The sequence below is a fragment of the Nocardioides sp. YIM 152588 genome, from assembly GCF_040191335.1.
In the GTDB taxonomy this organism is placed as follows: Bacteria; Actinomycetota; Actinomycetes; order Propionibacteriales; family Nocardioidaceae; genus Nocardioides.
The window spans coordinates 1-25,388 of the sequence record NZ_JBEGDJ010000035.1; the positions used below are offsets into that span (position 1 = coordinate 1).

Sequence of the window (25,388 nt, forward strand, 5' to 3'; positions counted from 1 at the left end):
CGGTGCCGCGGTCTCGGTCCATGCGGTCGCGGCGACCGGCAACTTCGTGGTCGGCGTGGCCGTCGGCGTCGCGGTCGCCGCCGTCAGCTCGGCGCTGGTCGGCATCCCGGCGATGCGGCTGCGCGGGCTCGCTCTCGCGGTCTGCACGCTGGCCCTGGCGCTGGCCACGACCAGCTGGCTGCTGCGCCTGGACGTGATGCTCGGGTTCGGTGTGCAGCCGGCGAAGCCGACCTGGTGGGGCTACCCGCTGGAGCTCGCCGTCGACTACTACCTGTTCGCCGTGCTGATGCTGATCGCCGCGATGTGGGTGGTCGGCAACCTGCGCCACAGCGGCCTCGGCCGCGCCTGGCAGGCGCTGCGCGACAACGAGGACGCGGCGCGGGCGTTCACGGTGCGCAGCCGGATGCGCACGATGCAGGTCTTCGCCCTCTCCGGCGCGATCGCCGGACTCGGCGGCGCCGTGATCGGCCACGGGCAGACGCAGCTGACGGTCAACTCGTTCCCGGCGGACGCCAGCATCGACGTGGTCGCGATCGCGGTCGTCGGCGGCCTGGTGCTCACCGGCGGTCCGGTGCTCGGCGCGCTGGTGATCGTCGGCATCCCGGCCCTGTGGTCGCTCAACCTGTTCGGCGAGGCGGCGCTGGCGATCGGCTGGCTGGCGGTCGTGGTGCTGCTCCCCGACGGCCTGGGCGGCGTGGTCACCCGGATCCGCGACTGGTGGGCCGACGGCGTCGCCCGCCGCGCCGGGATCGACCCGGTGCTGGCCCGGATCGGCACGGACGCACCGGCGGTGTCGCCGCTCGCGGGCGGCATCCGCCTCGAGGGCCTCGGTGACGCCCGGGCCGCGGCCGCGGCGGACGCCCCGAGCCGCCCGGCGGGGCCGATCCTCTCGGTGCGCGGCGTGGGCCGCCGGTTCGGCGGCGTGGTCGCCGTCGACGGGGTGGACCTGACCGCGGACGAGGGCGAGATCGTCGGCATCATCGGCCCCAACGGGGCGGGCAAGACGACGCTGTTCGAGATCATCGCCGGCTTCACCGCGCCCGACCGCGGCCAGGTCTGGTACGACGGCGGCGACGTCACCCGGGCCACCCCGGAGCGCCGGGCCTCGATCGGCCTGGTGCGCTCCTTCCAGGACGCGGCGCTGTTCCCGACGCTGACGGTCACCGAGACGCTGATGCTGGCCCAGGAGCGCGTCGCACCGTCGGGGCTGTGGAGCTCGATGATCGGCGCGCGGGCGGCCGAGCGGCGCAAGGCGGAGCTGGCCGAGGAGCTGATCGAGCGGATGGCGCTGGCGCCGTTCGCCCGGCGCACCATCGCCGAGCTGTCCACCGGCACCCGGCGCGTGGTCGAGCTGGCCAGCCTGCTGGCGCTGGAGCCGCGGGTGCTGCTGCTGGACGAGCCGTCGGCCGGCATCGCGCAGAGCGAGAGCGAGCCGCTGGGCGAGCTGCTGCTCGGCATCCGGCGCGAGCTCGGCACCGCGATGGTCGTGATCGAGCACGACCTGCCCCTGCTGTCCCACCTCTGCGACCGGATGGTCGCCATGAACCTCGGCCGCGTGGTCGCGGCCGGGACGCCTGACGAGGTCCGCGACCACCCCGAGGTCATCCGGTCCTACCTGGGCTCCGACGAGGCCGCCATCGGGCGGTCCGGAGTGGTGCCCGCCCTCAGCGCGGTGGCGCTGACCGACCCCGGGCTGCGGCCCACCTCCTGAGGAGACAACGTGAGAAACGCATCGACCCTGGCCAAGGCGGCCCTGAGCGCGGTCGCGCTGCTGGTCGTGACCGTGGTGGCGGCGCCGCCGAGCTTCGCGGCGCCCTCGCTCAACGTCAGCGCCAGCAGCGGCCTCTCCGACGGCCAGACGATCAACATCAGCGGTGGCGGCTTCACCGCGAACATGGGCCAGATCGCCGTCGGGCAGTGCATCGAGGGCTACTCCGGCCCGTCGGACTGCAACCTGCAGGGCGGCGCGACCTTCCGCAATGCCGACGGCAGCGGCTCCATCGGGTCGTTCTCGATCACGGTCAAGCAGAAGTTCGGCTCGACGGACTGCACCGTCCAGAAGTGCGTGATCGCCGCGGCGCCGCTGCCCACCGCCGAGGACGCGGCGACGATCGCGGCGAACCGGGTGATCATCCCGATCACCTTCGGCGCCCCGGCGCCGGCGGTGGCCCCGGCCGCGGACACCGACGACACCAGCGAGACCGACGACACGACCGCCGCGGACGACGAGCTGCCCAAGACCGGCGTCACCGACAACCTGCCGATGCTGATGGGCGGCGCGCTGGCGTTCCTGCTCGTCGGCGGCGTGCTCCGGTTCGGCGCCCGTCGCCCGGACGGCGCCCGATGAGCGCCGGCTGGCGGCGCCCCGCGGCGGCGGTCCTCGGGGCGGCGGCCGCCGTGCTCGCGGTGGCGCCGGTGCCCATGCTGACCGGCCCCGCCGCGGCGACCACGACGACGGTGAACGTCACGCTGGCCTGCACCACGCTCGGCAACGCCTTCGACTGGGAGGCGGAGGTCGGCGCGACCGCCGTCGGCGACGGCAGCCAGGTCTCGCTCACCCTCGCGTTCAGCGACCTGCCGGGCATCGCCCCGGTGGCGCTCAACAACCTGAAGATGGACGGCACCGTCGGCGTGGAGGTCGACGGCGCCGCGACCACGCTGACCGGCAGCGGGAACTCCACCGCCGCCGCCCGGGCGCCGATCCCGGTCCCGCCGGTGACCGGATCGGTCGCCTCGACCGCGACGACGGAGGTGCAGGTCGTCGTCGGGCACGTGGAGTTCACCGTCGCGGGCATCCTGACGGCCTGCGACCCGAAGACCACGGGCGCCCTCGGCGCGATCCCGGTGGACGCCGGGACGGTGCCGACCACGACGGCCCCCACGACGGCGCCGACCACCGCGCCCACGACGGCGCCCACGACCGCGACCACCTCCGCCACGCCGAGCACGACCGCGCCCACGACGACGGCCACGGCCGACCCGTCGAAGGACGCGGTCCCGGCGTCGGGCAAGGTCGCCTTCGCCTGCGTCCTGGAGCCGCTCGGCACCGAGTTCGACTACGAGCCGACGATCAAGGTCTACGGCGCCCGCGCCGCCTCCGACGACGACGAGGTGTCGCTGTGGGCGGAGATGACGGACATCCCGGGCCTCGCCCCGGTGGTCATCGAGAACAACGCGATGGAGGTGACGCTCAACGCCGTGGTCGGGGGCGAGAAGGTCACGCTCACCGGCTCCTCGACCGTCAACGCCGCCGTCAAGGCGAAGGTGCCGGTGCCGACGCTGCGCGACTCCATGACCTCGGACGAGGAGGAGATGGACGTCGAGATCACCGGCTTCAGCTTCGACTTCGCCCCGATCTCCGGCCTGGACATCCAGGCGCCCTGCGAGCCGAGCGGCAACGCCAAGATCGGCGCGCTGGTGGTCGGCATCGGCGACATCGCCGACGACACCGACGACGACACGGACGACGACACGGGCACGACCGGCGGCACCGACACCACCACCACGACCGGCGCCTCGCTGCCCGGCACCGGTGCCGGCGCCCCGCTGACCGCGATCGGGCTCTGGGCCGGGGCGCTGGCGCTGTTCGGCGCGGCGGTCTTCCTGATGCTGCCCGGGCGCCGGCAGGCCTGACGGGCCACACGAAGCGCGAGTCGGCAGAAACTCTCTGCCGACTCGGAGGTGGGGTGGCGCGAGTCGGCAGCAACTGACAGTCAGTTTCTGCCGGCTCGCGCCTTCGTCAGCCCTGGAAGGAGCGCTCCGCCCGGAAACCGGTGGCCGCGAGCGCGGCGACGGAGATCGGCGCCGCCGGGGCGACGATCTCCCCGCGGTAGGCGAGCGGCGGCAGTCCTTGGTCGGCGCTGATGGCGTCGAAGAGCTCGGCATTGCGCGGCCCGAGCTCCTCGTGGGTCAGGTTGAAGGTCCCGTGCAGCCGGTGCTCCAGCGCGTGCACGATGGCGGCGGCGGCGTCGTCGACGTGCAGCCGGTAGAGCAGCGCGTCGCCGGAGAACGGGACCGACCCGCCCAGGTACTGGTGGGCCATCGCCACCTTCTGCTCGATCGGCGGGTCGTCGGCCCCGAAGATGTCGCCGCACCGGAGCACGACCGCGCGGTCGCCCGCGGCGGCGTAGGTCTTCTCCATCAGCAGGAAGTTGGCGGGGCTCGGGTCCGCCGACGAGGTCACCGGAGCGTCCTCGGTGATCTCGGGCAGGTGGTCGGCCGCGTCGCCGTAGACCGAGAGCGAGGAGAGGGCGACCAGGCGGACGTCCGGCCCGGTCGCCGCGACGACGTTCTCGGCGGTGCGCACCAGCACGTCGTGGTACGTCGCCGCGCGGCCCTCCGGGGTCATCGACCCCTGCGCGGAGGGCCCGGCGGTGACCACGACGGCGTCGACTCCGTGGACCGCGGCCCGGACCGTGTCGTCGTCCGACCCGCGCACGACGACCGCGTCGCCGAACCGCTCGCGCAGGGTGGCGACCTTCTCCTGGCTGGTGGCGGTCACGCGCACGGTGTGACCCAGGCCGGTGAGCCGCTCGGCGACCGCCGTGCCGACCAATCCGGCGCCGATGACGAGGACCCTCATGCGAGGCCCTCCGCGCCCAGGGAGTCGCGCAGCGCGGCGATCTGGCCCAGCCCGGCGCGGGTGGCGACGAGCTCGTCGACCCGCTCGGCGCCGAGGAACTTCTTCGACAGCTCGTTCATCGGGTCCTTGGTGTAGCCGTAGGTGCGGACCAGGTGGTCGCGCTCGCGCAGCGCCGCGCGCTCCCCGACCGGCACGGGGGTCGCCTCGCGCACCCATCCGAGCCAGGTGTCGACCCGGTTGAGCACCGCGGTGCGGAGGGTCTCGACGATGTCCGCGGAGCGCTCGGCGGCCATGTAGGAGTTGGCGACGGGGGAGTTGAAGGCGCGCATGTAGGTGCCGTGGCTGACCGACCAGGTGAACCGGTCGTCGCCGCGCAGAGCCAGCCACTCCGCGTTGATCGGCTCGTAGTAGCGCTCCAGGTAGTCGACGTCGGTCATCGGGTCGCGCCGGGGGACCAGGTCGGAGAAGTGGAAGATCTGCGGCACCGTGCCGAAGACGAGGACGAGGTGCGGCACGTCGATGTGGGGGCCGAGCCAGACCTGGAGGTTCATGTCGAGGATCGAGGCCTTGCGGTTGCCGATCCAGGAGTGGACGAGCCACTCGACGCCTTCGTCGGGATCCCCGACGAACGGGCTCAGGGATCCCTCGTAGCTGCCGTCGTCGGTCTTCCAGTACTCCAGGCCCGCACCCGAGGCGTGGGGGGTGACGGCCAGCTCGGCGGTGATCCGGTCCTTGGCCTCGGTCAGGATCCCCCAGAGCGCCGCCCAGAGCTCGGAGTTGTCGACGTCGGGCGCCTCGGCCAGGAACTCGTGGATGGTCTTGATCTGCGTGCTGCTGCTCATACTCCGGAGCGTATAGATATATGATCTATTCTGGTAGGAGGTAAGTCAGATGATCGTCGTCGTCAGCCAGGCGTGGACCAAGCCCTCGGAGGAGCACGCCCGGGGCTACATCGCCCTCAACCGCGAGTTCGGCCGGTTCTTCCGCGCCCACCCCGGCTACCGTGGCCGCCGGCTGGTGCGCGGGGTGGAGAACCGGTGGCACTTCACCCATCTGCGCTACTTCGACACCGTCGAGGCCTACGAGGAGTGCACCCGCGCCGAGGGATACGTCGAGCACACCGTCGCGATGTACGAGCACCTCGAGCCCTACGACTCCTACCCGCGCGAGTACCTCGAGGTCGTCATCGACGAGCCGGACCCGCGCCAGTGACCACCTTCGTCCTCGTGCACGGCGCCTTCCGCGGCGGCTGGGCGTGGCGGTCGGTCCGCCCGCACCTGGTCGCGGCCGGGCACGACGTGCACGCCCCGAGCCTGATCGGCGCCGGCGAGCACGCCGCTCTGGTCGACGCGGTGACCGGCCTCGAGGTCTGGGTCGACCAGATCACCCGCCTCGTCGAGCTCGAGGACCTGTACGACGTCGCGCTGGTCGGGCACAGCCAGGGCGGCCTGGTCACCACGTCGGTCGCGGCCCGGATCCCCGAGCGCGTCGCGCACCTGGTCCATCTCGACGCCGCCGTTCCCGCCCCCGGCGAGCGTGCCGTCGACCTCAACCCGGGCGGCGCGCCCGACCCGTTGCCCGCCCGCGACGCGGTGATCGCCGCCCCGGCGGCGTCGCCCGACCTCGACCCCGCGTTCGCCGCGTGGCACGCCGCCCGCGTCACCCCGACGCCGGCGTCGGTGGCGCTCGACCCGGTGCCGGCGGTCCCGGCCGGGGTCGAGGAGCACTTCGCCTTCTTCGCCGACACCCCCGCGTACTACCCGTGCGCCGCGGTGCGCGCCCGGCTCGACGCGGAGGAACGCGGCTACCGCGTCCTCGACGCCGACCACGACGCCCCGCAGACCGCACCCGCGCAGGTCGCGCAGTTGTTGATCGAGTTCACGACGTCCCACGAGGCGTCCATGGAAAGGAGTCCACGATGACGGTGAAGAAGGGCTGGGAGGGCCGTTTCTTCGAGGACTTCGAGGTCGGTGACATCTACCAGCACCCGCTGGGTCGCACGGTCACCGAGGACGACAACATCACGTTCTCGCTGATGACGATGAACACCAACCAGATGCACTTCAACAGCGAGTACGCCGCCCGCTCGGAGTTCGGGAAGCCGCTGGTCGTCTCGACGCTGACCGTGGCGATCGCGGTCGGCCAGAGCGTCACCGACCTCACCCAGAACGCCTTCGCGAACCTGGGCTGGGACGAGATCCGGATGACCCACCCGGTCTTCGCCGGGGACACGCTCTACAGCGAGTCGCTGGTGCTGGAGAAGCGCGAGTCCGACAGCCGCCCGCACGCCGGCATCGTCACGGTGAAGACGCGCACGCTCAACCAGCACGGCGACGAGGTCTGCTCGTTCAAGCGGACCTTCTACGTCTACAAGGCTGGCGCCGAGCAGCTCGAGGGGATCTTCCCCGAGGGCAAGCGGCCCCTCGAGGCCGGAACGCCCCTCGCGGCCGCCGCAGAGTCGCGGGCCTGAGCATGCGGATCACCTTCGCCCCGTGGGGGGAGACCCTCGCCGAGATGGCCGACGCCGCGGCCCGCGCCGAGCGCGCCGGGGCGGAGGTGGTCTGGGCGCCGGAGCTGCACCGCAGCGCCACGGTGAGCGCCGCGGCGCTCGCGCAGGCGACCAGCAGCGCGCAGGTCGGCACCGCCATCGCGCTCGCCTTCACCCGCAGCCCGATGGTCACCGCGCTGGAGGCGCTCGACCTCGACGAGATGTCGGGAGGCCGGTTCCTGCTCGGCCTCGGCACCGGCGTCCAGCGGCTCAACGAGGACTGGCACCACGCCCGCTGGGGCAAGCCGGTCACGCACCTGGCCGAGACCGTGCGCAACGTCCGTGCCTTCTGGTCCGACGCGTGCGCCGGCGACGAGATCGACCTCGACGGCGACCACGAGCCCATGCGGATCCGCGGCTACGAGCGGCCCTACCCGATGGTCCGCGAGAGCATCCCGATCTACCTGGCCGCGATGGGTCCCGCGATGACCCGCCTGGCCGGCCGGATCGCCGACGGCTGGATCAGCCACGAGCTCTGCTCCCCGTCCTTCCTGAAGTCGCGGGTCCTGCCCGAGGTCGAGACCGGCCTGGAGGCCGCGGGCCGCGAGCGCGGGGAGATCGAGCTGGTCGTCTCAGCGTGCTGCTCCGTCGACCCCGACCCGGCCGCCGCCGTCGACCGCGTCCGCGGCCACGTCGGCTTCTACGCCAGCGTCCGCACCTACGCCGACTTCTTCGAGTTCCACGGACTCGGCGAGGCCCAGCAGCGGGTCGTCGGGGCCTTCCGCTCCGGGGCCGGCGCCGAGCACCTGGCGGGTGCCGTCACCCCGGAGATGGTCGACGCGATCACGCTCAACGGCGACCGCGACCGCGTCGCCGAGCAGCTGTCGGCGTACGCGGGGCTGGCGGACGCCGTCAAGCTCTCCGCCCCCACCCACGGGCTCACCCCGGCGCAGGTCCGCGCCGGCCAGGACGAGGTCATCGGCCTGATCCACACGCTGACAGGAGGAGCGCAGTGAAGCCGCTCGAGGACGTCCGCATCATCTCGCTGGAGCAGTACGGCGCCGGCCCGTTCGGCAGCGTGCACCTGGCCGACCTCGGCGCCGAGGTGATCAAGATCGAGGACCCGCGGGTCGGCGGCGACGTGGGCCGCTACGTGCCGCCGTACTTCGAGGAGGAGGACTCGCTCTTCTTCGAGACGTTCAACCGGAACAAGCGCTCGCTCTCCCTCGACCTCTCCACGCCCGCCGGGCGGGAGGTCTTCGAGGAGCTGGTCAAGGTCTCCGACGTCGTCTACTCCAACCTGCGCGGCGACGTGCCGGCCAAGATCGGCATCACCTACGACCAGCTCAAGCACCTCAACCCGGCGATCGTCTGCTGCTCGCTGACCGGCTTCGGGATGACCGGGCCGCGCCAGAAGGAGCCCGGCTACGACTACGTGCTGCAGGGCCTGGCCGGCTGGATGGACCTCACCGGCGAGCCCGACGGCCCGCCGACCAAGTCCGGCCTCTCGCTGGTCGACTTCTCCGGCGGCTACGTCGCCGCGCTGTCCCTGCTCGCCGGGCTGCACGCCGCCCGCCGCGACGGGGTCGGCATGGACTGCGACGTGAGCCTCTACGACACCGCGATGGGGATGCTCACCTACCCGGCGACCTGGCACCTCAACGCCGGCTACACCCCGACCCGCACCCGCCACTCCGCGCACCCGTCGCTGGTGCCGTTCCAGGCGTTCGAGGCCAAGGACGGCTGGTTCGTCGTCGGCTGCGCGAAGGAGAAGTTCTGGGCGCGGCTCGCCGCGGTGGTCGGCCACCCCGAGTGGGCCGAGGCCGGCTCGCCCTACGGCGACTTCTCCGGCCGCCAGCTGCGCCAGGCCGAGCTGGTCGCGCAGCTGGAGGAGATCTTCCGGCAGCGCACCGTCGCGGAGTGGCTCGGCGAGCTCTACCCGGCGTCGGTGCCGTGCGGGCCGATCAACGACGTGCCCGCCGCGCTGCGCGAGGAGCACACGATCGCCCGCAACCTGGTGGTGGAGACCGAGCACCCGCGCTACGGCACGGTGAAGCAGGTCGCCTCGCCGGTGCGCGTCGGCGCCGAGCCCCCGGCGTACCGGCGGGCACCGCAGCGCAACGAGGACTTCGGCTGGGTGATGGACGACGTGCTCGACCTCGACGCCGAGCGGGTCGCCCGGCTGACCGCGGACGGCGCCTTCGGGGCCGCCCCGTGATGGTCGCGCCCGAGCTCGCGCGGTGGGCCACGGGCGAGGTCCGGGTGCCGGCGGCGGTCCGCGAAGCCGCGCTGCGCCACCTCCTCGACGGCCTCGGCACAGCGGTCGGCGCCGCCCGCTCCGGCGCCGCGGCCCCCGCGGTGGCGGTGGCCCGGGGCCTGGGCGGCCCCGCCGAGGCCACCATCCTCGGTGGCCGCGAACGGGTCGGCGCGCCCGCCGCGGCGCTGGCCAACGGGACGCTCGTGCACGCGCTGGACTTCGACGACACCCACGCCGGCGGGCTCGTGCACGCCACGTCGGTGGTCCTGCCGGCCGCGCTGGCGGTGGGCGAGCAGGTCGGCGTGAGCGGCGGCGAGGTGGTCGACGCCGCCGTGGTCGGCTACGAGGTCGCGTGCCGCGTGGCCGCCGCCGCGCCGCACGGCTTCCACGCCCGGGGCGTGCACGCCACCATGGCCGCCGGGGTCTTCTCGTCGGCCGCGGTCGCGGCCCGGCTGCTGCGCCTCGACGCCGCGACCGCCACCCACGCGCTCGGCATCGCCGGTAGCCAGGCGGGCGGCCTGCTCGCGTTCCTGGCCACCGGCGCCAGCACCAAGCAGCTCCACCCGGGCTTCGCCTCGCAGGCGGGGATCACCGCCGCCCGGCTCGCCGCGGCCGGCGCCACCGGCCCGGAGACGGTGCTCGACGGCCCGCACGGGCTCTACGACGCGCTGACCACCGGGACGGTCGACCGCGCCGTCCTCCTGGACGGGCTCGGGGGCACGGACGCGGGCGACTGGGAGACCACCCGGATCGGGATCAAGCCCTGGCCGACCTGCCAGCTCGCCCACGCCAGCATGGCCGCGGCCGCCGCCGCGCTCGCGACGGCCGGGGCGAAGGCCGACGACGTGGTCGCCGTCCACGCCCTGGTCCACCCCGACTCGGCGTCGGTCGTCTGCCCGACCGACCGGGACCCCGCCCGGCCGGCGAGTCCCTACGCGGCGAAGTTCAGCCTGCCCTGGAGCGTCGCCGCGCTGCTGTGCGACGGCACCGTCGGCGTCGACACCTACCGCGACGACCAGCTCGCCCGCCCCGAGGTCGTCGACCTGGCGGCCGCGACCACGTGGGAGCCCACCGCCGGGGCGGGGCCGGCGGCCGACGCGGCCGGCGAGGTGACGCTCACCCTGGCCGACGGCCGCCGCGTCACCGGACGCGTCGAGCGCAGCCCCGGTGGCGGCACCGCGCCGCTGAGCGACGCCGACCTCCTGGCGAAGTTCGCCGGCAACGCCGGGCCGGCCTCGGTGCCCCTGGTCACCGCCCTGCGTGCGCTGCCCGACGCCCCCGACCTGACCGACCTGATCACCTGCGCGGCCGACGCGGCCGCCGTACCGATGGAGGCCTGAGATGACCACGAACGCCATGGTGCAGGAGGCTCGCGCCGCCTACGCGCGGGCCCTGGCCGGGCTGGAGGCCGCCGGCCTCGGACCCGAGCACGTCACCCGGGTCACCGAGAATGTGACCGTCGCCGGCCTGGGGGAGTACGCCGACGCCGCCGGCGTGCGCGCCGAGCTGCTCGGCCCGGCCACCACCGTCACGACGGTCGTGGTCGAGGGGCTGATCGGCAGCGACGCGCCGCTGGAGGTCGAGCTGCACACCGACGGCGGGGGTGACGGGGCGGTCCACCTGCCGACCGTGATCCCGGTCGACGAGCACGGCGACGTCGTCGCGCCGGGCGACTTCGTGGCGCAGTACCGGTACTGCCTGGAGCGGGCCGGCGCGCTGCTGGAGCGCGCGGGGCTGAGCCTGGGCCACGCGGTCACCACCTACGACTACTCCACGCCCGACACCCGCGCGGTCTACCGCAAGACCCACCACGTCCGGAAGGAGCTGCTGGGCCAGAACGAGGGCAACGTCTTCCCCGGCGCGGGCGGCATCCTGATGTCGCGGCTGCACCGGCCGGGCCAGCTCGTCGCGATCGACGTGACCGCGTCGCGGCACCCGCTGGAGCTGGTCAACCCGGGCTGGTCGCGCTACGACACGCTCACCTACGCGCCGGGCGTGAAGGCCGGCCGGACGCTCTACATGTCCGGCTTCGCGGCGCTGGACATGGAGACGCAGGCCGCCCTCCACGACGGCGACCTCGGCGCGCAGGCGGAGGCGACGTACGGCGCGATCCTGCACCTGCTCCGGCACGCCGGCCTCGGCCCCGAGCACCTGACCCGCACCGTCGAGTACTGCGTGGCCCCGGCCGCCGCGGACTTCAAGGAGGTCGTCGACGTGCGCGAGCGGCTCCTCGGTGGCGCCCCGACCGTCAACGCGTCGCTGTGCGACTGCCTGCTGCGCCCCGAGTTCCTGCTCGAGGTCTTCCCGACGGCGCTCTACCCGGAGGCGGGGGCCTGATGGGGAACTCGCTGCTGACCGAGGAGGTGCTGGCCCTGCGCGGGCGCAGCGTCACCTACACCGCGCCCGAGGAGATGGGCGCGGCCGCGGGCCGCTACTTCGGCCTCGCGACCGGGGACGACAACCCGCTCTACTCCGACCCGGAGTTCGCACGCGCCCAGGGGCTCCGGGGGGTCACCGCGCCCCTCACGCTGATCTGCGAGACCAACCAGTACGCCGGGCTGCCGATGGACCACGAGGGCTACCCGGGCCACACCTGGCGCCTCGACCTACCGGGCACCCGGCAGGTCCGTGGCGGCAACTCCTACACGTTCCACCGCCGGATCCGGCCCGAGGACCGGGTCGTGGCGACGTGGTCGATCGACGACGTCCAGGGCAAGGTCACCGGGTCGGGCAACGAGATGGTGATCATCACCTCCACCGCCCGGTACGCGACCGACGAGGGCGAGCCGCTGGCGCAGAACACCGAGACCATCATCTTCGTCGGGCTGGAGAAGCGCGCATGAGCCTGCTCGACCCCTACGTCGACCTGCACGCCTCGATCGCCGTCGGCGACCCCGTCCCTTCGCTCGAGCGGACCATCACGCTGGCCGACATGGTCGCCTACGCGGGCGCCACCTGGGACTGGCACCGGCTCCACTACGACACCGCCTACGTCGAGGAGAAGAAGCTGCCCGGCCCGATCGTCGACGGCCAGGTCTACGGCGCACTCCTGGTGGAGATGCTCCAGGACTGGCTGGGGCCGCAGTCGTTCGTGCACACCCTCGACTTCACCTTCCGCAACCTGGTCTTCGCCGGCGAGACGCTGCGCTGCTCCGGGGAGGTGACCGAGGTGGTCCGCGACCCCGACGGAGCCGACCGGATCGCGGTCGCGATGCGGGTGGTGGTGGTCGGTGCGGACGGGGCCGACGGCCGCGCGGCGGCGTCGCCGTGCTCGGCGAGCGTGCTGCTGGGCCGCGCCGACGGCCCGGGGGCGGACGCATGAGCGGGGTCGCGATCGTCGGCGCCGCGGAGTGCGACCTCGGCGTCACCGGGAGGTCGATCCTGGGCCTGCAGACCCAGGCGATCACCCGGGCCCTGGCCGACGCCGGCCTGACGCTGGCGGACGTCGACGGCATCGCCACCACGGGTGTCTCCCGGTTCTCCGCCACCCAGGTGGCCGACTACCTCGGCATCGAGCCCACCTGGACCGACTCCACGTTCGCCGGCGGCAGCGCCTTCGAGATGTTCGTGGCCCGCGCCGCCCAGGCGATCGAGGCCCGGCAGGCGTCGGTGGTGGTCATCTCCTTCGCCTCCAACCAGCGCTCGGCGGCCTCCCGCCGCCTCGGCGGCGTCTTCGAGCCGTGGGTGCCCGAGGCCCAGTTCGAGGAGCCCTACGACCCGCTCTACCCGCTCTCGTACTACGCGATGGCCGCGCAGACCTACCTGCACCGCTACGGCCGCACCCACGCCGAGCTGGCCGAGGTCGCGATCGCGGCCCGCGAGTGGGCGCTGCTCAACCCGGCCGCGTTCCGGTACGGCAAGGGCTCGCTCTCGGTCGACGACGTGGTCGGCGCGACGCCGATCTCGACGCCGCTGACCGCCGCCGACTGCTGCCTGGTCACCGACGGCGGCGGCGCGGTCGTGCTCACCTCCGCCGAGCGGGCGCGGGACCTGGCCAAGGCGCCCGTGTCGGTCCTCGGGTACGGCGAGCGGACCACCAACACCTCCTTCGCCTCCGTCGACGACCCCACCGTCACCGGTGCCGTCGGCTCGGCCGCCGACGCCTTCGAGCGGGCCGGGATCACCGTCGACGACATCGACGTCGCCCAGGTCTACGACTCGTTCACGATCACCGTCGCGCTGACGCTCGAGGCGCTCGGCTTCTGCAAGCCCGGCGAGGCGCTGGACCTGGTCGCCGGCGGCACCATCCGCCCCGGCGGGTCGCTGCCGCTCAACACCTCCGGCGGCGGGCTCTCCTACTGCCACCCCGGCCAGTTCGGGGTGCTGCTGCTCGTCGAGGCCGTCCGCCAGCTCCGCGGGGAGGCGGGGGACCGGCAGGTTCCCGGCGCCGAGGTCGCCGTCGCGCACGGCACCGGCGGCATCCTCTCCACCCACGCCACGGTCGTCCTGGGGAGGGCCCGATGAGCACCTTCACGCCCGGCCCGGTGCCGCCGGCCGACGAGGTCACCGCCGGCTGGTGGGAGGCGACGGGGGAGCACCGGCTCACCGTCCAGGCGTGCGGCTGCGGCCACGCCCAGCACCCGCCCCGCGCGCTCTGCACCGCCTGCGGCGCCACCGACCGGCTGGACCTCGCGCCGGCCGCGGGCGTCGCCGTCGTGGACACCTTCACCGTGGTCCACCGGGCGCCCCGACCCGACCTGCCCACGCCGTACGTCGTCGCGCGGGTGCGGCTGCCCGAGGGCCCGGTGCTGCTGACCCGGCTCGAGGGCGCCGACCCCGGCTCCTGGCGGATCGGCGACCCGGTCGCCGTCGCCTGGCAGGACCTCGACGACGGCCGCGCCCTGCCCTACTTCGTCCCGACCACGCCCGACCAGCACACCCGAGAGGCCTGAGATGGACTTCCAGCTCACCGACGAGCAGCGCGAGTTCAAGGCGCTGCTGCGCACCTTCGTCGACAAGGAGATCGTGCCGGTCGCCCGCGAGTGGGAGCAGACCGGCCGCTACCCGACGGAGATCGTGGCCGGGATGGCCGACATGGGCCTGTTCGGGATCACCGTGCCCGAGGAGTACGGCGGCCTCGACCTCGACCCGGTGGCCTTCGCGCTGGTCTTCGAGGAGATCGCCCGCGGCTGGATGGGCATCGCCGGCATCCTCGGCAGCCACTCGCTGGCCTGCCGGCTGATCGCGATGCACGGCACCGAGTCGCAGAAGGAGCGCTACCTGCCCGGGCTGGCCACCGGCGAGCGCCGCACCGGGATCGGCCTGACCGAGCCCGACGCCGGCACCGACCTGCAGGGCATCCGCACCACCGCCCGGCTCGACGGCGACCACTACGTGGTCAACGGCGCCAAGATGTGGATCACCAACGCCCGGTACGCCGACCCGCTGCCGGTGCTGGTCAAGACCGACCCGTCGGCCTCGCCCGCGCACCGCGGCATGAGCGTCCTGCTGATCGAGGCCGGGACCCCCGGCTACGAGGTCACCAAGGACATCCCGAAGCTCGGCTACAAGGGCACCGAGTCCTGCGAGATCCACCTGGATGAAGTCCGGGTCCATCGCGACCAGCTCGTCGGGGGCGTCGAGGGCAAGGGCATGCAGCAGGTCCTCTCCGCGCTGGAGTGGGGCCGGGTCAACATCGCGGCCCGCTCGGTCGGCATCGCCCAGCGCGCCCACGACGAGGCGCTCGCCTACGCCCAGCAGCGGCACGCCTTCGGCAAGCCGATCGCGGACTTCCAGGCGATCCAGCTGAAGCTGGGCGAGCTCGGCACCCAGGTCCAGGCGGCGCGGCTGATGGCCTACTGGGCCGCCGACGCGGTCCGCGCGGGGCGGGCGGACGGCGCCACCGGGATGGCCAAGATCTTCTGCTCCGAGGTCGCGCTCAACGCCGCGATCGACTCGATGAAGGTGCACGGCGGCTACGGCTACTCCACCGAGTTCGAGGTCGAGCGCCTCTACCGCGACGCCATCCTGATGAGCATCGGCGAGGGCACGAACGACGTCCTGCGCACCGTCGTGGCGAAGTCGCTGATCAAGGGGGAGACCCGTGTCGGCTGAGACGACCGGGTCGGCCGGGACCGGGCCGCGCCTGGCGCGATCGGCGCTCTACGTCCCCGGCGACGCCCCCGAGAAGCTGGTGAAGGCCCTGGGACGCGGGGCAGACGAGGTGATCGTCGACCTCGAGGACGCGGTCGCCCCGCACCGCAAGGACCTGGCGCGCAAGATCGTGGCCGAGTGGCTCGGCGAGGTGAAGCGCACCGACGTCGCGGTCACGGTCCGGGTCAACTCCGGCGAGCTCGGCCTGGTCGACGTCGCCGCGATCGCGGGCGCGCCGGCGCTGGCCGGCGTGGTGCTCGCCAAGGCGGAGTCGGCCGCCGACGTGCTGGCCGTGGACCGGGTGCTGGCCGCCTCGGGATCGACGGCCGGCGTCGTACCGCTGCTGGAGAGCGCGGGCTCGATCCTGCGGGCGGCCGAGATCGCCGCCGCGCCGCGGGTGCACCGGCTGCAGGTGGGGGAGGCCGACCTGCGCGCCGACCTCGGTGTCACCCTCGGCCCGGACGAGCGCGAGCTGCTGCACGTCCGCTCCCAGGTCGTGCTGGTCTCGGCGGCGGCCCGGATCGCCCCGCCGATCGCGCCGGTCTCCACCGACTTCCGCGACCTCGACGCCCTGCGCGCCTCCACCGAGGCGCTGGCCCGGCTCGGCTTCGTCGGCCGCGCCTGCATCCATCCCGCCCAGGTCGCCGTGATCAACGAGGTCTTCACGCCGAGCGAGGAGGCCCTGGCCGAGGCCGAGGACGTGCTCGCCGCGCTGGCGGCGGCCGGCTCCGGCGTCGCCGTCGACGCCCGCGGCCGGATGATCGACGAGGCCGTCGCCCGGCACGCCCGCGCGGTGCTGGCGCGGGCCCCGGGCCGAGCCGCGCCGGGCGGCTCGTGAGGTCGTCGGAATTTACTTCGGGCGGATCAGAATAGGCCGAACAGTAGATCCTAGATCCTATATTCTCCACGCAGAGGCCGAGGCCCACCGCAGACAGGGCGGCCGACCGAGGAGGAATCATGCAGTTCCGTTCGATCAGGGGTCGCGGCGCCGCCGCCCTCGCCAGCGGGGCGCTCGCCGCCTCGGCGCTGGCCATCCCGACCGTCCTGGCCGCGCCGGCCCAGGCGACCCTTGCCGAGGACGTCGAGTTCTCGTGCATGTTCGGCTCGTCGCCGTTCAGCTCGACCCTGGACGTCGACGTCACGGCGCTCTGGGACAAGGCGACCGGCCGCGCCGAGCTGTCGGTCGACGTCGGCTCGATGGCCAACCCCGCGCCCGCCTTCGTGTCGATCCCGAACGCGGCCCACGAGGCCACCATCGCGGTGACCGTCGACGGTGCCGCGTCGCCGATCAGCCTGACCGGCTCGTCGGTCGCGAACTTCCAGGGTCAGGTCCCGATCGACGTGCCGGTGATGACCGGCCTGGTGGGCGCGAAGGCCGAGTCGCTGAGCGTCGTGATCGGCGACCTCGACGTGACCGTCGGCTCGTCGGAGTTCTCCTGCTCGCCGGTGGAGACCCCCTCCGCGATGGTGGTGCCGATCGAGTTCCCCGAGGGTGCCGACCTCAACTACGTGTGCTCCTTCGGCTCCAACCGGTTCGCCTACATGACCGACGTGGACCTCGCCGCCCAGCGCAGCTCCGGCGGCGACGTCACCGTCTCGGCGGCGCTGGAGGACATGCCGAACACGGCGCCGGCGTTCATCGTGCTGGAGGACCAGGCGATCACGGCGACGCTGGAGGCGGGTGCCGAGGGTGCGTCCATGGACATGACCGGCGGGCACACCGCCGACTTCACCGGCGGGGTGCCCGTCGTGATCCCGGCGCTGTCGGCCACGTCCGCCACCGCCGCGGACGACCTGTCGGTCACGCTCGGCGACTTCGCCCTCTCGGTCGGCGGGACGACCAACATCGGGTGCACCATCGCCGAGGCGGCCCTCGTGGACGTCTCGGTCAAGGCCCCGCCGGCGGTGAAGACCACCAGCAAGACCACCGCCAAGTACGCCAAGAAGAAGGCGACCATCACGACCACGGTCAAGTCGTCCGCCGGCACGCCCAAGGGCAAGGTCAGCTACGTCGTCAAGAAGGGCAAGAAGAAGGTCGCGGCGGCCAAGGTCGCGCTCAAGGCGGGCAAGGCGAAGCTGGTCGTCAAGAAGGCGAAGCTCAAGAAGACGGGCAAGTACACCGTCGTCGCCACCTACCTGGGCAACGCTTCCTTCAAGAAGTCGACCTCGAAGGCCACCTTCGTGGTGAAGTGAGCCACGGCTTCCCGTCCCGCCCGTGGGGGAGCGGGGCGGGGAGCTGTGATGGGACCGAGGCCCCGGTGCGTGCAACGTGCCGGGGCCTCGGGGTTCCTCGGGCCGCCCAGCCGCCGCCGGATTTTTCAGGGTCGTAACGCTTGGGACTTTAGTCCCGATTCATATTCTATATCCTAGATGTGCTCGTATCCGCGGGGGGCCGCACATCGAGGAGACACACGTGAAGTTCGCACTGCCCACACCTGCCCGCACCCGTGCCGGACTGGCCGGTGCCGCCGCGGCCGGCGTCCTGGTCGCCCCGCTCGCGGTCCTCCCGCCCGGTCAGGCCGCCTCGGCCGACGTACCGTTCACCTGCGCCTTCGGCGCGAGCGAGTTCGGCTACGACGCCGCCACCGTGCTCACCGCCGCCCGCAACGCCCCCGGCGAGGTGGTCCTGTCCGCCCGGATGGACGACATGCCGAACACCGCGCCGGAGTTCCTCGACTTCCAGGACGTGACCTTCGTCGGCACCGTCGTCGCCAGCGTCGACGGCGAGGCCGCCACGCTGACCGGCAGCCGGAAGGGTGACTTCAAGGGCGGCGTCGACGTGCCGATGCCCCGGATGGCCGGCACGGCGACCGACGACGCCCGAACGGTCTCGGTCGAGATCGAGAGCCTCTCGATGGAGGTCGTCGACCTGGCGACGATCGGCTGCACCGCGGACGAGACGGTCACGCTCAGCGTGCCGGTGGCGGCGAAGACGACCAGCAAGACCAAGGCCACCTACAAGAAGAAGGCGACGATCGTCACCACGGTGAAGGCCGTCGTGGGGAAGCCCAAGGGCAAGGTCACCGTGGTCGTCAAGAAGGGCAAGAAGAAGGTCGCCTCCGAGAAGGTCGCGCTCAAGAAGGGCAAGGCCACGCTGGTCCTTCCGAAGAAGGCGGTCAAGAAGAAGGGCAAGTACGCGGTGAAGGCGACCTACCCGGGCGCCAAGTTCTTCAAGAAGTCGACCTCGAAGGCCACCTTCAAGGTCTCGTAGCCCGTCCGTCCCGCCCGACATGGAGGGGGCGGGGCCGGCGCAGGCATCGAGCGCGAGTCGGCACGAACTGACACGCATGGAGCGCGAGTCGGCAGAAACTTTCTGCCGACTCGCGCTCAGCTGTCTGGACCAGCGCGTCAGTTTGTGCCGACTCGCGCCCGTCAGAGGCCGTAGCGGGCCAGGACGTCGTGCTTCTCGGCGTAGCCGGGCGTCAGGAAGCGCCGGGTGATCCGGCCCGAGGTGAGCCACGCGATCGCGTCGCCGTTCTTCGTGCTGGCGAGCATCCGCTCGACCAGCACCGGCGCCACGTCGTCGACGTGGTCGCTGAGGATGTTCAGGATCCGGCGCTGGCCGCTGACCTGCTCGGGCGCGGTCGCCGCCTCGCGCAGCCAGCCCTCGGTGATGAGGATGCCGGGGCGCACCTGGCCGACGGTGACGCCGGTCCCGACGACCTCCTTGGCCAGCGCCCGCGTGAAGTGGTCCAGCCCGCGCTTGGTGGCGCCGTACACGCCCATGTTCGGGCGGACCTTGCCGTCGCTGCCGCCGCCGAGCATGTTGAAGATCCGGCCGTGGCCCTGCGCGGTCATGCCGCGCACCGCGACCTGGCTGCCGTAGATCGTGCCCAGCATGTTGGTGCAGACCATGGCCCGGACCGAGCCGACCGGGGTCTCGGCGATGGTCGCGGTGGTGTGCGCGACCCCGGCGTTGTTGACCCAGACGTCCACGCCGCCCAGCTCCGCGGCGGCCGCGGCCCACAGCCCGTCGACGGCCACGGCGTCGGTGACGTCGGTGGCCCGGCCGCGGACCTCGCCGCCCGGCAGGCCGGCCAGGGCCGCGACCGCCGCCTCGACCCGGGCGGCGTCGCGACCGGCCACCACGACGTGGTGTCCCAGCGTGTGGAACTCCCGGGCCAGGGCGAACCCGATGCCCTGGGTGCTGCCGGTGACGACGACGCGCTGCGGGGTGGTCATCGCTCGCGGGCTCACTGCGGTCGGGGCAGGTAGCGGCCGGTCGGCGCGCCGGTCGAGACGACGCCGTCGGCCATGATCCTCAGTCCCCGGAGGAAGGTGTCGGTCACCTTCGCCGTCAGCTTCGCGCCCTCGAACGGGGTGTACTCCTGGGTCGACTCCGACTCCTCGGCGCGGACGGTCCAGGCGTGGTCGACGTCGACCAGCGCGACGTCGGCGTCCAGGCCCACCCGGATCGCGCCCTTGCTGCCGCCGAGGCCGTAGCGCGCGGCCGGGTTGGTCGCGGTCAGCGCCGCGATCCGCCCGAACGAGAGGCCGCGCCTGCTGCCCTCGCTGACCATGCCGGCCAGCAGGTACTCGGCGCCGCCGAAGCCGGACTTGGCCAGGAAGACGTCCTCGCGGTCCTCGCCGAACTTCATCTCGTCCTTGCAGCACGCGTGGTCGCTGACCACCCAGTCGATCTTCCCGTCCAGCACGAAGGACCACAGCGCCTCCACGTCCTCGCGCGGGCGCAGCGGCGGGTTCACCTTGCCGCCGACGCCGTGCGCGGTGTCGCAGTCGGCGAGCAGGTGGCCGACGGTGACCTCGCGGCGGAAGTCGATGTGCGGGAAGGCGGCCGCCATCGTCAGTGCCGCCTCGACCGCCTTGCGGGAGGTGAGGTGGAGCAGGTTGATCGTCGGCAGCTGCGTCTCGTGCGCCAGGTAGGAGGCGATCGTGACGGCCAGGCCTTCCGAGTGCGGCGGCCGCGAGGCCGAGTACGCCGGCAGGCCGGTCAGCGTGCCGTCCTCCTCGACCATCTTCGTGTAGGCCGCCATGATCTCGGCGGTCTCGCAGTGCAGGGACAGCGAGATCCGGTCGGCCAGCTCCGGGTTCTCCTCGCGGGCGCGCTGGATCCCGCGCATGACGAACTCGAAGTGCGCGTAGTCGTACCGCTCGCCCTCGGGGGTCATCAGGAACGAGGACTGGTCGGCGCTGCGCCCGTGCAGGCCGTGGCTGCCGTAGAACATGAAGACCTTGAACGAGGTCACCCCGTGCTCGGTGACCAGCGACGGGATCTCCGCGATGTGCTGCTTGCTCATCGGCGCCAGGTGGAAGGCGTAGTCGACGAGCGCCCGGCCCTCGGTCAGCTCCAGCACCTCGGGGAAGAAGTCGGCGTAGGGGCCGCCCTTGTTGAGGTAGTACTGCCCGGTGCGCATGTAGGTCAGCGCGGTGGTGACGCCGCCCTGCGCGCACGCGCGGCTCTCGCTGGCCGCGTCCTCGGGCAGCGGGTTGTAGATGCCCCAGTGCTGGTGGCCGTCGACCACGCCGGGGAAGGCGACCTTGCCGCCGGCGTCGACGACCTCGGCGGCCGACGCCGGGTCGAGGCCGGGCTCCAGGGCCACGAACCGGCCGTCCTTGATGCCGATGTCGACCGGCTGCGGCTCGTCGTGGCCGTCCAGGACCACCGAGACGTTGGTGATGATCAGGTCGAGGTCGCTCACGGGTGCATCTCCTGCTCGTGGGTGGGCTGGTCGGTCGGCTGGGTGAAGCGGGCGAGGGGCGTCATCACCGAGGCGGCGGGCGTCGCCGCGCCGAGGTCGAGGACCGCGTCGCGCAGCGCGACCGCGATCGGGTCGGCGAGGCGGCCGGCGACGTTGTCGCGGAACTTGCGGCCCAGCTCCTCGGCGCTGAGCGGCCGGGCGGGCCCGCCGCGGTTGGTGAGCACCTCCTCGACCATCGTCCGGCCGTCGGTGGTGGCCACGGTGACGACCGCCGGGAACTGGTGCGGGTAGATCGCGTCGCAGCGCGGGTCGCCGACGACGCTCACCTTCGCCATCAGCGCCCGGCGCACCGGGTCGGTGGCCAGGGCGTCGGTGTAGTCGTCGAGCCCGACCGCGAGCCCGCCGCCACCGATCAGGCCGGCCGCGAAGGCGTACGGCCCGCTGAACTGGGCCTGGTACCCGGTCTCCGGCGCCTGCTTGACCGCCAGCGGCTCGCCGACGGTGCGGACGGTCGAGGAGGCGACGCCGACCGTGACGGCGGCGACCATGTCGGGCGTGAGCCCGCGGGCGGCCAGCGCGCGCCCGGCATCGACGGTGGTGTGGGTGAAGTGGTTGGCCGGGTAGGGCTTGAAGAAGATCCCCGGCACGGCCCAGTCCGCCCCCAGCCCGTCGGTGATCTCGGCGGGGAAGAACCGGCCGTGCAGCCACGCCTCGAAGAAGCCGAACCGGCCCTCCAGGACGCTCGGCGGCCCGGTGAACCCACGCCGCACCAGCTGGGCCGCGGTGACCGCGGACTGGGCGGCGATGCCGCAGTGCAGGCGCTTGACGGTGCCGCCGGTGCGGTTGGCCTCGATGATCCCCGAGGCCATCGACGCGGTCAGTCCGAGCGCGTGCAGGACGCCGGCGGCGTCCGCGCCGTAGAGGAGCGAGGTGGCGACCGCGCCGCCCATCGCGCCGGTGATCGAGGTGGCGTGCTGGCCGTGCTCGAAGAAGACCGAGTTGCCCAGCTCGGCGTCGTAGCCCGCCATGCCGAGCCGGACCGCGACCTCGAGACCGACCGCGACCGCGCGGACCAGCTGCTCGCCGTCGGCGCCCACGTGCTCGGCGGTCGCCAGCGCCGCCGGCACCACCGAGGCCGACGGGTGCAGCACGGACGGCAGGTGGGTGTCGTCGTAGTCGAGCGAGTGCGCCAGCACGCCGTTGGCGAGCGCCGCCTGCGCCGCGGTGACCCGCGTCGGCACGCCGACGATCGTCGCCTGGGCGTGGCCGCCCTGGTCGAGCACGTGGTCGACGATCATCGCGCTGGTCTCCAGGCGGTGGGCGGCGACGCAGAGCCCCAGCACGTCCAGGACCCGCTCGCGGACGCTGCCGGCCACCTCCGCCGGTACGCCGTCGCGGTAGGCGTCGACCGCGAAGTCGGCCAGCGCGGCGCCGAGGGTCGGGGCGGCGGTGCCCATCGGGGTCGTGACGGTCATCGAGTCACCTCGGTGGTTGAGGTGCGAGCGAAGCGAGCCCTGCCGGTGGTTGAGGTGCGAGCGAAGCGAGCCCTGCCGGTGGTTGAGGTGCGAGCGAAGCGAGCCCTGCCGGTGGTTGAGGTGCGAGCGAAGCGAGCCTCGAAACCACCACGCACGACGGTCATCGGCCGACCACCGCCAGCGGGCGCACGGGGGAGCCGGTGGCGCCGTAGAACTTCAGCGGCGACAGCAGCAGGAGGAACTCGTGGACGCCCGCGGCGGCCAGCGCCTCGAGGTCCATCGCCTCGACGATGTAGATGCCGCGCTCGACCAGCAGCACGCGGTGCGCGGGCAGCAGGCCGTGGCCCGCGCCGGGCGCCAGCCGCTCGTAGGCGATGGTGTCGGCGCCGGTGGCGTGGATGCCGTGGTCGGCCAGCCAGGTCGCGCCGGCCTCGCCGACGCCGGGGACGCCGGTGCTCAGGCCGCGGTAGGTGTCGCCGTCGCCGGCGTCGAAGTGCTGGCCCCAGCCGGAGCGGACCAGGGCCACGTCGCCCGGCCGGAGCTCGGTGCCCTGGCGCTCGGCGGTGGCGGTCAGGTCCGCGACGGTGATCTCCTGGCCGGCCTCCAGCCGGCCCACGCCCAGCGTCGCGGGCACGTCGAGGAGCACGCCGCGGCGCACCATCGGCTCGATCGTGTGCGCGCCGAGCTCGGCGTACCGGCCGCCCTCGAGCGCGGCGTCGGCGTCCAGGCCGCCGTACAGCCTGCCGTCCTGGGAGACGTGCGACAGCGCGTCGATGTGGGTGCCGACGTGGGTGCCCATGCTGATCATGTCGTTGGCGGCCGAGCCGCCGTCGGCGCGGACCATGTCGCCGTGGCGCCGCGGCAGCGCGTGCCAGTACGCCGGGTGGTTGGGCGACTGCGGCATCCCGACGGTCAGGGTGCGGCCGAGGTCGAAGACCGTCAGGCCCTGCGCGACGGCGTCGAGCAGCGCCGCGGTGGTGCTGGTGGCGGGGGAGAGGTCGAGGTCGGTCATCCGGCTTCCTGGTCGGCGGGGCGGGGTCGGTTCAGGCGATCGCGCCGTCGGCGCGGAGCTGGGCGATGTCGTCGGGGTCGATGCCGAGCGCGGCGAGGACGCCGTCGGTGTCGGCGCCGCGGTCGCGACCCGGGAACCGGATCGCGCCGGGCGTCTCGGACATCCGCCACATCACGTTGTGCTGCAGCACGGGGCCGAGGTCGTCGTCGGCCACCTCGACCAGCAGCTCGGCCTCACGCACGTGCGGGTCCTCGACGATGTCGCGGGCGTCGTAGATCGGGGCGATCGCCGCGCCGGCCTCGGTGAACGCGTCGACGACCTTCTCCCGCGTGCGGGCCTCGATCCAGCCGCCGACCATCGCGTCGAGCTCGTCGGCGTGCTCGGCCCGGCTGTGCCCGGCGGCGAACCACGGCTCGTCGATCACCTCGGGGTGGCCGACCAGGCGCATCACGCGCTCGGCGATCGCCTGGGCGCTGGTGGAGATCGCCACCCAGTGGCCGTCGGCGGTGCGGTAGGCGTTGCGCGGGGCGTTGTTGGTGGAGCGGTTGCCGTGGCGGGTGCCGACCGCGCCGGTCTGCTGGTAGACGCTGGGCCCGGGGCCGACCGCGGTCATGATCGGGCTGAGCAGGTCGAGGTCGATCACCTGCCCGCGGCCGGTCCGCTCGCGGGAGTAGAGGGCCATCGAGACCGCTGAGGAGGCCGCGATGCCCGCGATGGAGTCGGCCAGCCCGAAGGCCGGCAGCGTCGGCGGTCCGTCGGGCTGGCCGGTCAGGTGGGCGAAGCCGCTCATCGACTCCGCGAGGGTGCCGAACCCGGCGCGCGACGCGTAGGGGCCGGTCTGGCCGAAGCCGGTGACGCGGACCAGGATCAGCCGCGGGTTGAGCGCGTGCAGCACGTCGGGGCCGAGGCCCCACCGCTCGAGGGTGCCGGGGCGGAAGTTCTCGACGACCACGTCGGCCTGGGCGGCGAGCGCCTTGAAGATGTCGGCGCCGTCGGGGTGGGAGAGGCTGAGCCCGATCGTGTGCTTGTTGCGGGCGATCTCCTTCCACCAGATCGGCACGCCGTCCTTGCTGGGGCCGTGCCCGCGCATCCCGTCCCCGGCGGTCGGGTGCTCGACCTTGATCACCTCGGCGCCGAAGTCGCCGAGGACCTGGCAGGCGAGCGGCCCGGCGAGGATCGTCGACGCGTCGATCACGCGAATGCCGGTCAGCGGGCCCTGGGTCATCGTCGTCCTATCGGTCGGCCGGTCAGGCAGAACGACTGGATCATATATCATCTACGGGTCGTCGGAGGCGGATGTCACCCCGGCCGTCGGGCCCGGATCGGGTGGGGTGCTCAGCCCTCCGCGGCGGGCGACAGGGTCAGCTCCACCATCGGCAGCGAGGTCACGGGCTCGCCGGTGACCCGCTCGATCGCGGCCCTGAGCCGGCGCCACGCCGTCGGGTGGGCCGCCTGGTAGCCGGCGAGGACGGCGCGGGACTCCTCCTCGTCGAGCAGCCGGGCGTGCGCGGGGACCTCGACCTGCCGCCCGAGGCTCACCCGGCACGTCGGGTCCGCGGACAGGTTCCGGTACCACTGGGAGCCCTCCCCGAACCCGCTGGCCACGACGATGGTCGTCGCCGACGGGCGGGCGACGACCTCGAGGCAGACGTACCGCGGCAGCCCCGAGGTGCGGCCCCGGTGCTCCAGCATCAGCACGCGGTCTCCCATCAGCCGGCCCAGGCGGTGGCGGTAGAGCCAGATCGGCGCCCTCGCCACGCTCCGCGTGCTCAGCGCCCAGGCGCCCACCCGGCTGGTCAGGGAGTCCATGCCCGCCAGTCT

26 protein-coding genes are annotated in these 25,388 nt (G+C 73.3%); 18 read left to right on the forward strand and 8 right to left on the reverse strand.

Annotation, left to right across the window (positions count from 1 at the left end; genetic code table 11):
- From ABLM29_RS15570 to ABLM29_RS15580, 3 genes are all read left to right on the forward strand, one after another.
- On the forward strand, window positions 1–1,711 hold a 1,711-nt coding region (locus tag ABLM29_RS15570), incomplete at its 5' end, for a branched-chain amino acid ABC transporter ATP-binding protein/permease (RefSeq protein WP_349715087.1).
- Window positions 1,712–1,720: 9 nt separating this feature from the next.
- Window positions 1,721–2,347 (forward strand): neocarzinostatin apoprotein domain-containing protein, encoded by a 627-nt coding sequence (locus tag ABLM29_RS15575; protein WP_349715088.1) that lies wholly within the window; start codon window positions 1,721–1,723, stop codon window positions 2,345–2,347.
- Window positions 2,344–3,633, forward strand: coding sequence for a hypothetical protein (locus tag ABLM29_RS15580; RefSeq protein WP_349715089.1), 1,290 nt, complete (start codon window positions 2,344–2,346; stop codon window positions 3,631–3,633). The genes ABLM29_RS15575 and ABLM29_RS15580 overlap by 4 nt, the downstream gene beginning before the upstream one ends.
- A gap of 106 nt (window positions 3,634–3,739) precedes the next feature.
- On the opposite strand, the gene ABLM29_RS15585 is transcribed toward ABLM29_RS15580, so the two are convergent.
- Together ABLM29_RS15585 and ABLM29_RS15590 are read right to left on the reverse strand one after the other, a co-directional pair.
- Complete coding sequence (locus ABLM29_RS15585; RefSeq protein ID WP_349715090.1) at window positions 3,740–4,582, reverse strand: NAD-dependent epimerase/dehydratase family protein; 843 nt, start codon at window positions 4,580–4,582, stop codon at window positions 3,740–3,742.
- Window positions 4,579–5,424, reverse strand: coding sequence for a hypothetical protein (locus ABLM29_RS15590; protein WP_349715091.1), 846 nt, complete (start codon window positions 5,422–5,424; stop codon window positions 4,579–4,581). Before ABLM29_RS15590 ends, ABLM29_RS15585 begins: the two co-directional genes overlap by 4 nt.
- Window positions 5,425–5,473: 49 nt before the next feature.
- Between ABLM29_RS15590 and ABLM29_RS15595 the strand changes: the two genes are divergently transcribed.
- From ABLM29_RS15595 to ABLM29_RS15665, 15 genes are all read left to right on the forward strand, one after another.
- Window positions 5,474–5,794, forward strand: a complete 321-nt coding sequence (locus tag ABLM29_RS15595; RefSeq protein WP_349715092.1) for a hypothetical protein — start codon at window positions 5,474–5,476, stop codon at window positions 5,792–5,794.
- Complete coding sequence (locus ABLM29_RS15600) at window positions 5,791–6,504, forward strand: alpha/beta fold hydrolase (protein WP_349715094.1); 714 nt, start codon at window positions 5,791–5,793, stop codon at window positions 6,502–6,504. Before ABLM29_RS15595 ends, ABLM29_RS15600 begins: the two co-directional genes overlap by 4 nt.
- A complete protein-coding gene (locus ABLM29_RS15605; RefSeq protein ID WP_349715096.1) occupies window positions 6,501–7,052 on the forward strand; it encodes a MaoC family dehydratase in 552 nt (183 codons plus the stop codon). Before ABLM29_RS15600 ends, ABLM29_RS15605 begins: the two co-directional genes overlap by 4 nt.
- A 2-nt stretch (window positions 7,053–7,054) precedes the next feature.
- Window positions 7,055–8,086: an LLM class flavin-dependent oxidoreductase gene (locus ABLM29_RS15610; protein ID WP_349715098.1), complete on the forward strand. Its 1,032-nt coding sequence runs from the start codon at window positions 7,055–7,057 to the stop codon at window positions 8,084–8,086.
- Window positions 8,083–9,288 (forward strand): CaiB/BaiF CoA transferase family protein, encoded by a 1,206-nt coding sequence (locus tag ABLM29_RS15615; RefSeq protein ID WP_349715099.1) that lies wholly within the window; start codon window positions 8,083–8,085, stop codon window positions 9,286–9,288. The genes ABLM29_RS15610 and ABLM29_RS15615 overlap by 4 nt, the downstream gene beginning before the upstream one ends.
- Entirely contained in the window at window positions 9,288–10,667 is a 1,380-nt protein-coding gene (locus ABLM29_RS15620; RefSeq protein ID WP_349715147.1) for an MmgE/PrpD family protein, read from the forward strand. Before ABLM29_RS15615 ends, ABLM29_RS15620 begins: the two co-directional genes overlap by 1 nt.
- A 1-nt stretch (window position 10,668) precedes the next feature.
- A complete protein-coding gene (locus ABLM29_RS15625) occupies window positions 10,669–11,664 on the forward strand; it encodes a RidA family protein (RefSeq protein ID WP_349715100.1) in 996 nt (331 codons plus the stop codon).
- Window positions 11,664–12,170 (forward strand): FAS1-like dehydratase domain-containing protein, encoded by a 507-nt coding sequence (locus ABLM29_RS15630; protein ID WP_349715102.1) that lies wholly within the window; start codon window positions 11,664–11,666, stop codon window positions 12,168–12,170. The genes ABLM29_RS15625 and ABLM29_RS15630 overlap by 1 nt, the downstream gene beginning before the upstream one ends.
- The gene (locus ABLM29_RS15635; protein WP_349715103.1) at window positions 12,167–12,649 is read left to right on the forward strand and encodes a MaoC/PaaZ C-terminal domain-containing protein; all 483 of its coding nucleotides are present in this window, start codon (window positions 12,167–12,169) and stop codon (window positions 12,647–12,649) included. Before ABLM29_RS15630 ends, ABLM29_RS15635 begins: the two co-directional genes overlap by 4 nt.
- A complete protein-coding gene (locus tag ABLM29_RS15640; RefSeq protein ID WP_349715105.1) occupies window positions 12,646–13,791 on the forward strand; it encodes an acetyl-CoA acetyltransferase in 1,146 nt (381 codons plus the stop codon). The genes ABLM29_RS15635 and ABLM29_RS15640 overlap by 4 nt, the downstream gene beginning before the upstream one ends.
- Entirely contained in the window at window positions 13,788–14,219 is a 432-nt protein-coding gene (locus ABLM29_RS15645) for a Zn-ribbon domain-containing OB-fold protein (protein ID WP_349715108.1), read from the forward strand. Before ABLM29_RS15640 ends, ABLM29_RS15645 begins: the two co-directional genes overlap by 4 nt.
- A gap of 1 nt (window position 14,220) precedes the next feature.
- Window positions 14,221–15,381 carry an acyl-CoA dehydrogenase family protein gene (locus ABLM29_RS15650; protein ID WP_349715109.1) on the forward strand — a complete coding sequence of 387 codons (1,161 nt, stop codon included), beginning with the start codon at window positions 14,221–14,223 and terminating at the stop codon, window positions 15,379–15,381.
- On the forward strand, window positions 15,371–16,258 hold the full coding sequence (locus tag ABLM29_RS15655) for an HpcH/HpaI aldolase/citrate lyase family protein (RefSeq protein ID WP_349715111.1): 888 nt from the start codon (window positions 15,371–15,373) through the stop codon (window positions 16,256–16,258). The genes ABLM29_RS15650 and ABLM29_RS15655 overlap by 11 nt, the downstream gene beginning before the upstream one ends.
- 119 nt (window positions 16,259–16,377) lie before the next feature.
- Window positions 16,378–17,613, forward strand: a complete 1,236-nt coding sequence (locus ABLM29_RS15660) for an Ig-like domain repeat protein (RefSeq protein ID WP_349715113.1) — start codon at window positions 16,378–16,380, stop codon at window positions 17,611–17,613.
- 220 nt (window positions 17,614–17,833) lie between these two features.
- Complete coding sequence (locus ABLM29_RS15665) at window positions 17,834–18,631, forward strand: Ig-like domain repeat protein (RefSeq protein ID WP_349715114.1); 798 nt, start codon at window positions 17,834–17,836, stop codon at window positions 18,629–18,631.
- Between the two features lie 161 nt (window positions 18,632–18,792).
- On the opposite strand, the gene ABLM29_RS15670 is transcribed toward ABLM29_RS15665, so the two are convergent.
- The 6 genes from ABLM29_RS15670 to ABLM29_RS15695 all read right to left on the reverse strand — a co-directional run bounded on the left by ABLM29_RS15670 (window position 18,793) and on the right by ABLM29_RS15695 (window position 25,376).
- The gene (locus tag ABLM29_RS15670; protein ID WP_349715116.1) at window positions 18,793–19,602 is read right to left on the reverse strand and encodes an SDR family oxidoreductase; all 810 of its coding nucleotides are present in this window, start codon (window positions 19,600–19,602) and stop codon (window positions 18,793–18,795) included.
- An 11-nt stretch (window positions 19,603–19,613) separates the two neighbouring features.
- Window positions 19,614–21,080 (reverse strand): dihydroorotase, encoded by a 1,467-nt coding sequence (locus tag ABLM29_RS15675; RefSeq protein WP_349715117.1) that lies wholly within the window; start codon window positions 21,078–21,080, stop codon window positions 19,614–19,616.
- On the reverse strand, window positions 21,077–22,555 hold the full coding sequence (locus ABLM29_RS15680) for an MmgE/PrpD family protein (RefSeq protein ID WP_349715119.1): 1,479 nt from the start codon (window positions 22,553–22,555) through the stop codon (window positions 21,077–21,079). Before ABLM29_RS15680 ends, ABLM29_RS15675 begins: the two co-directional genes overlap by 4 nt.
- 160 nt (window positions 22,556–22,715) lie before the next feature.
- A complete protein-coding gene (locus tag ABLM29_RS15685; protein WP_349715121.1) occupies window positions 22,716–23,567 on the reverse strand; it encodes a cyclase family protein in 852 nt (283 codons plus the stop codon).
- A 31-nt stretch (window positions 23,568–23,598) separates the two neighbouring features.
- The gene (locus ABLM29_RS15690; RefSeq protein ID WP_349715122.1) at window positions 23,599–24,792 is read right to left on the reverse strand and encodes a CaiB/BaiF CoA transferase family protein; all 1,194 of its coding nucleotides are present in this window, start codon (window positions 24,790–24,792) and stop codon (window positions 23,599–23,601) included.
- Between the two features lie 110 nt (window positions 24,793–24,902).
- A complete protein-coding gene (locus tag ABLM29_RS15695; RefSeq protein WP_349715123.1) occupies window positions 24,903–25,376 on the reverse strand; it encodes a nitroreductase family deazaflavin-dependent oxidoreductase in 474 nt (157 codons plus the stop codon).
- Window positions 25,377–25,388 lie beyond the last annotated feature (12 nt).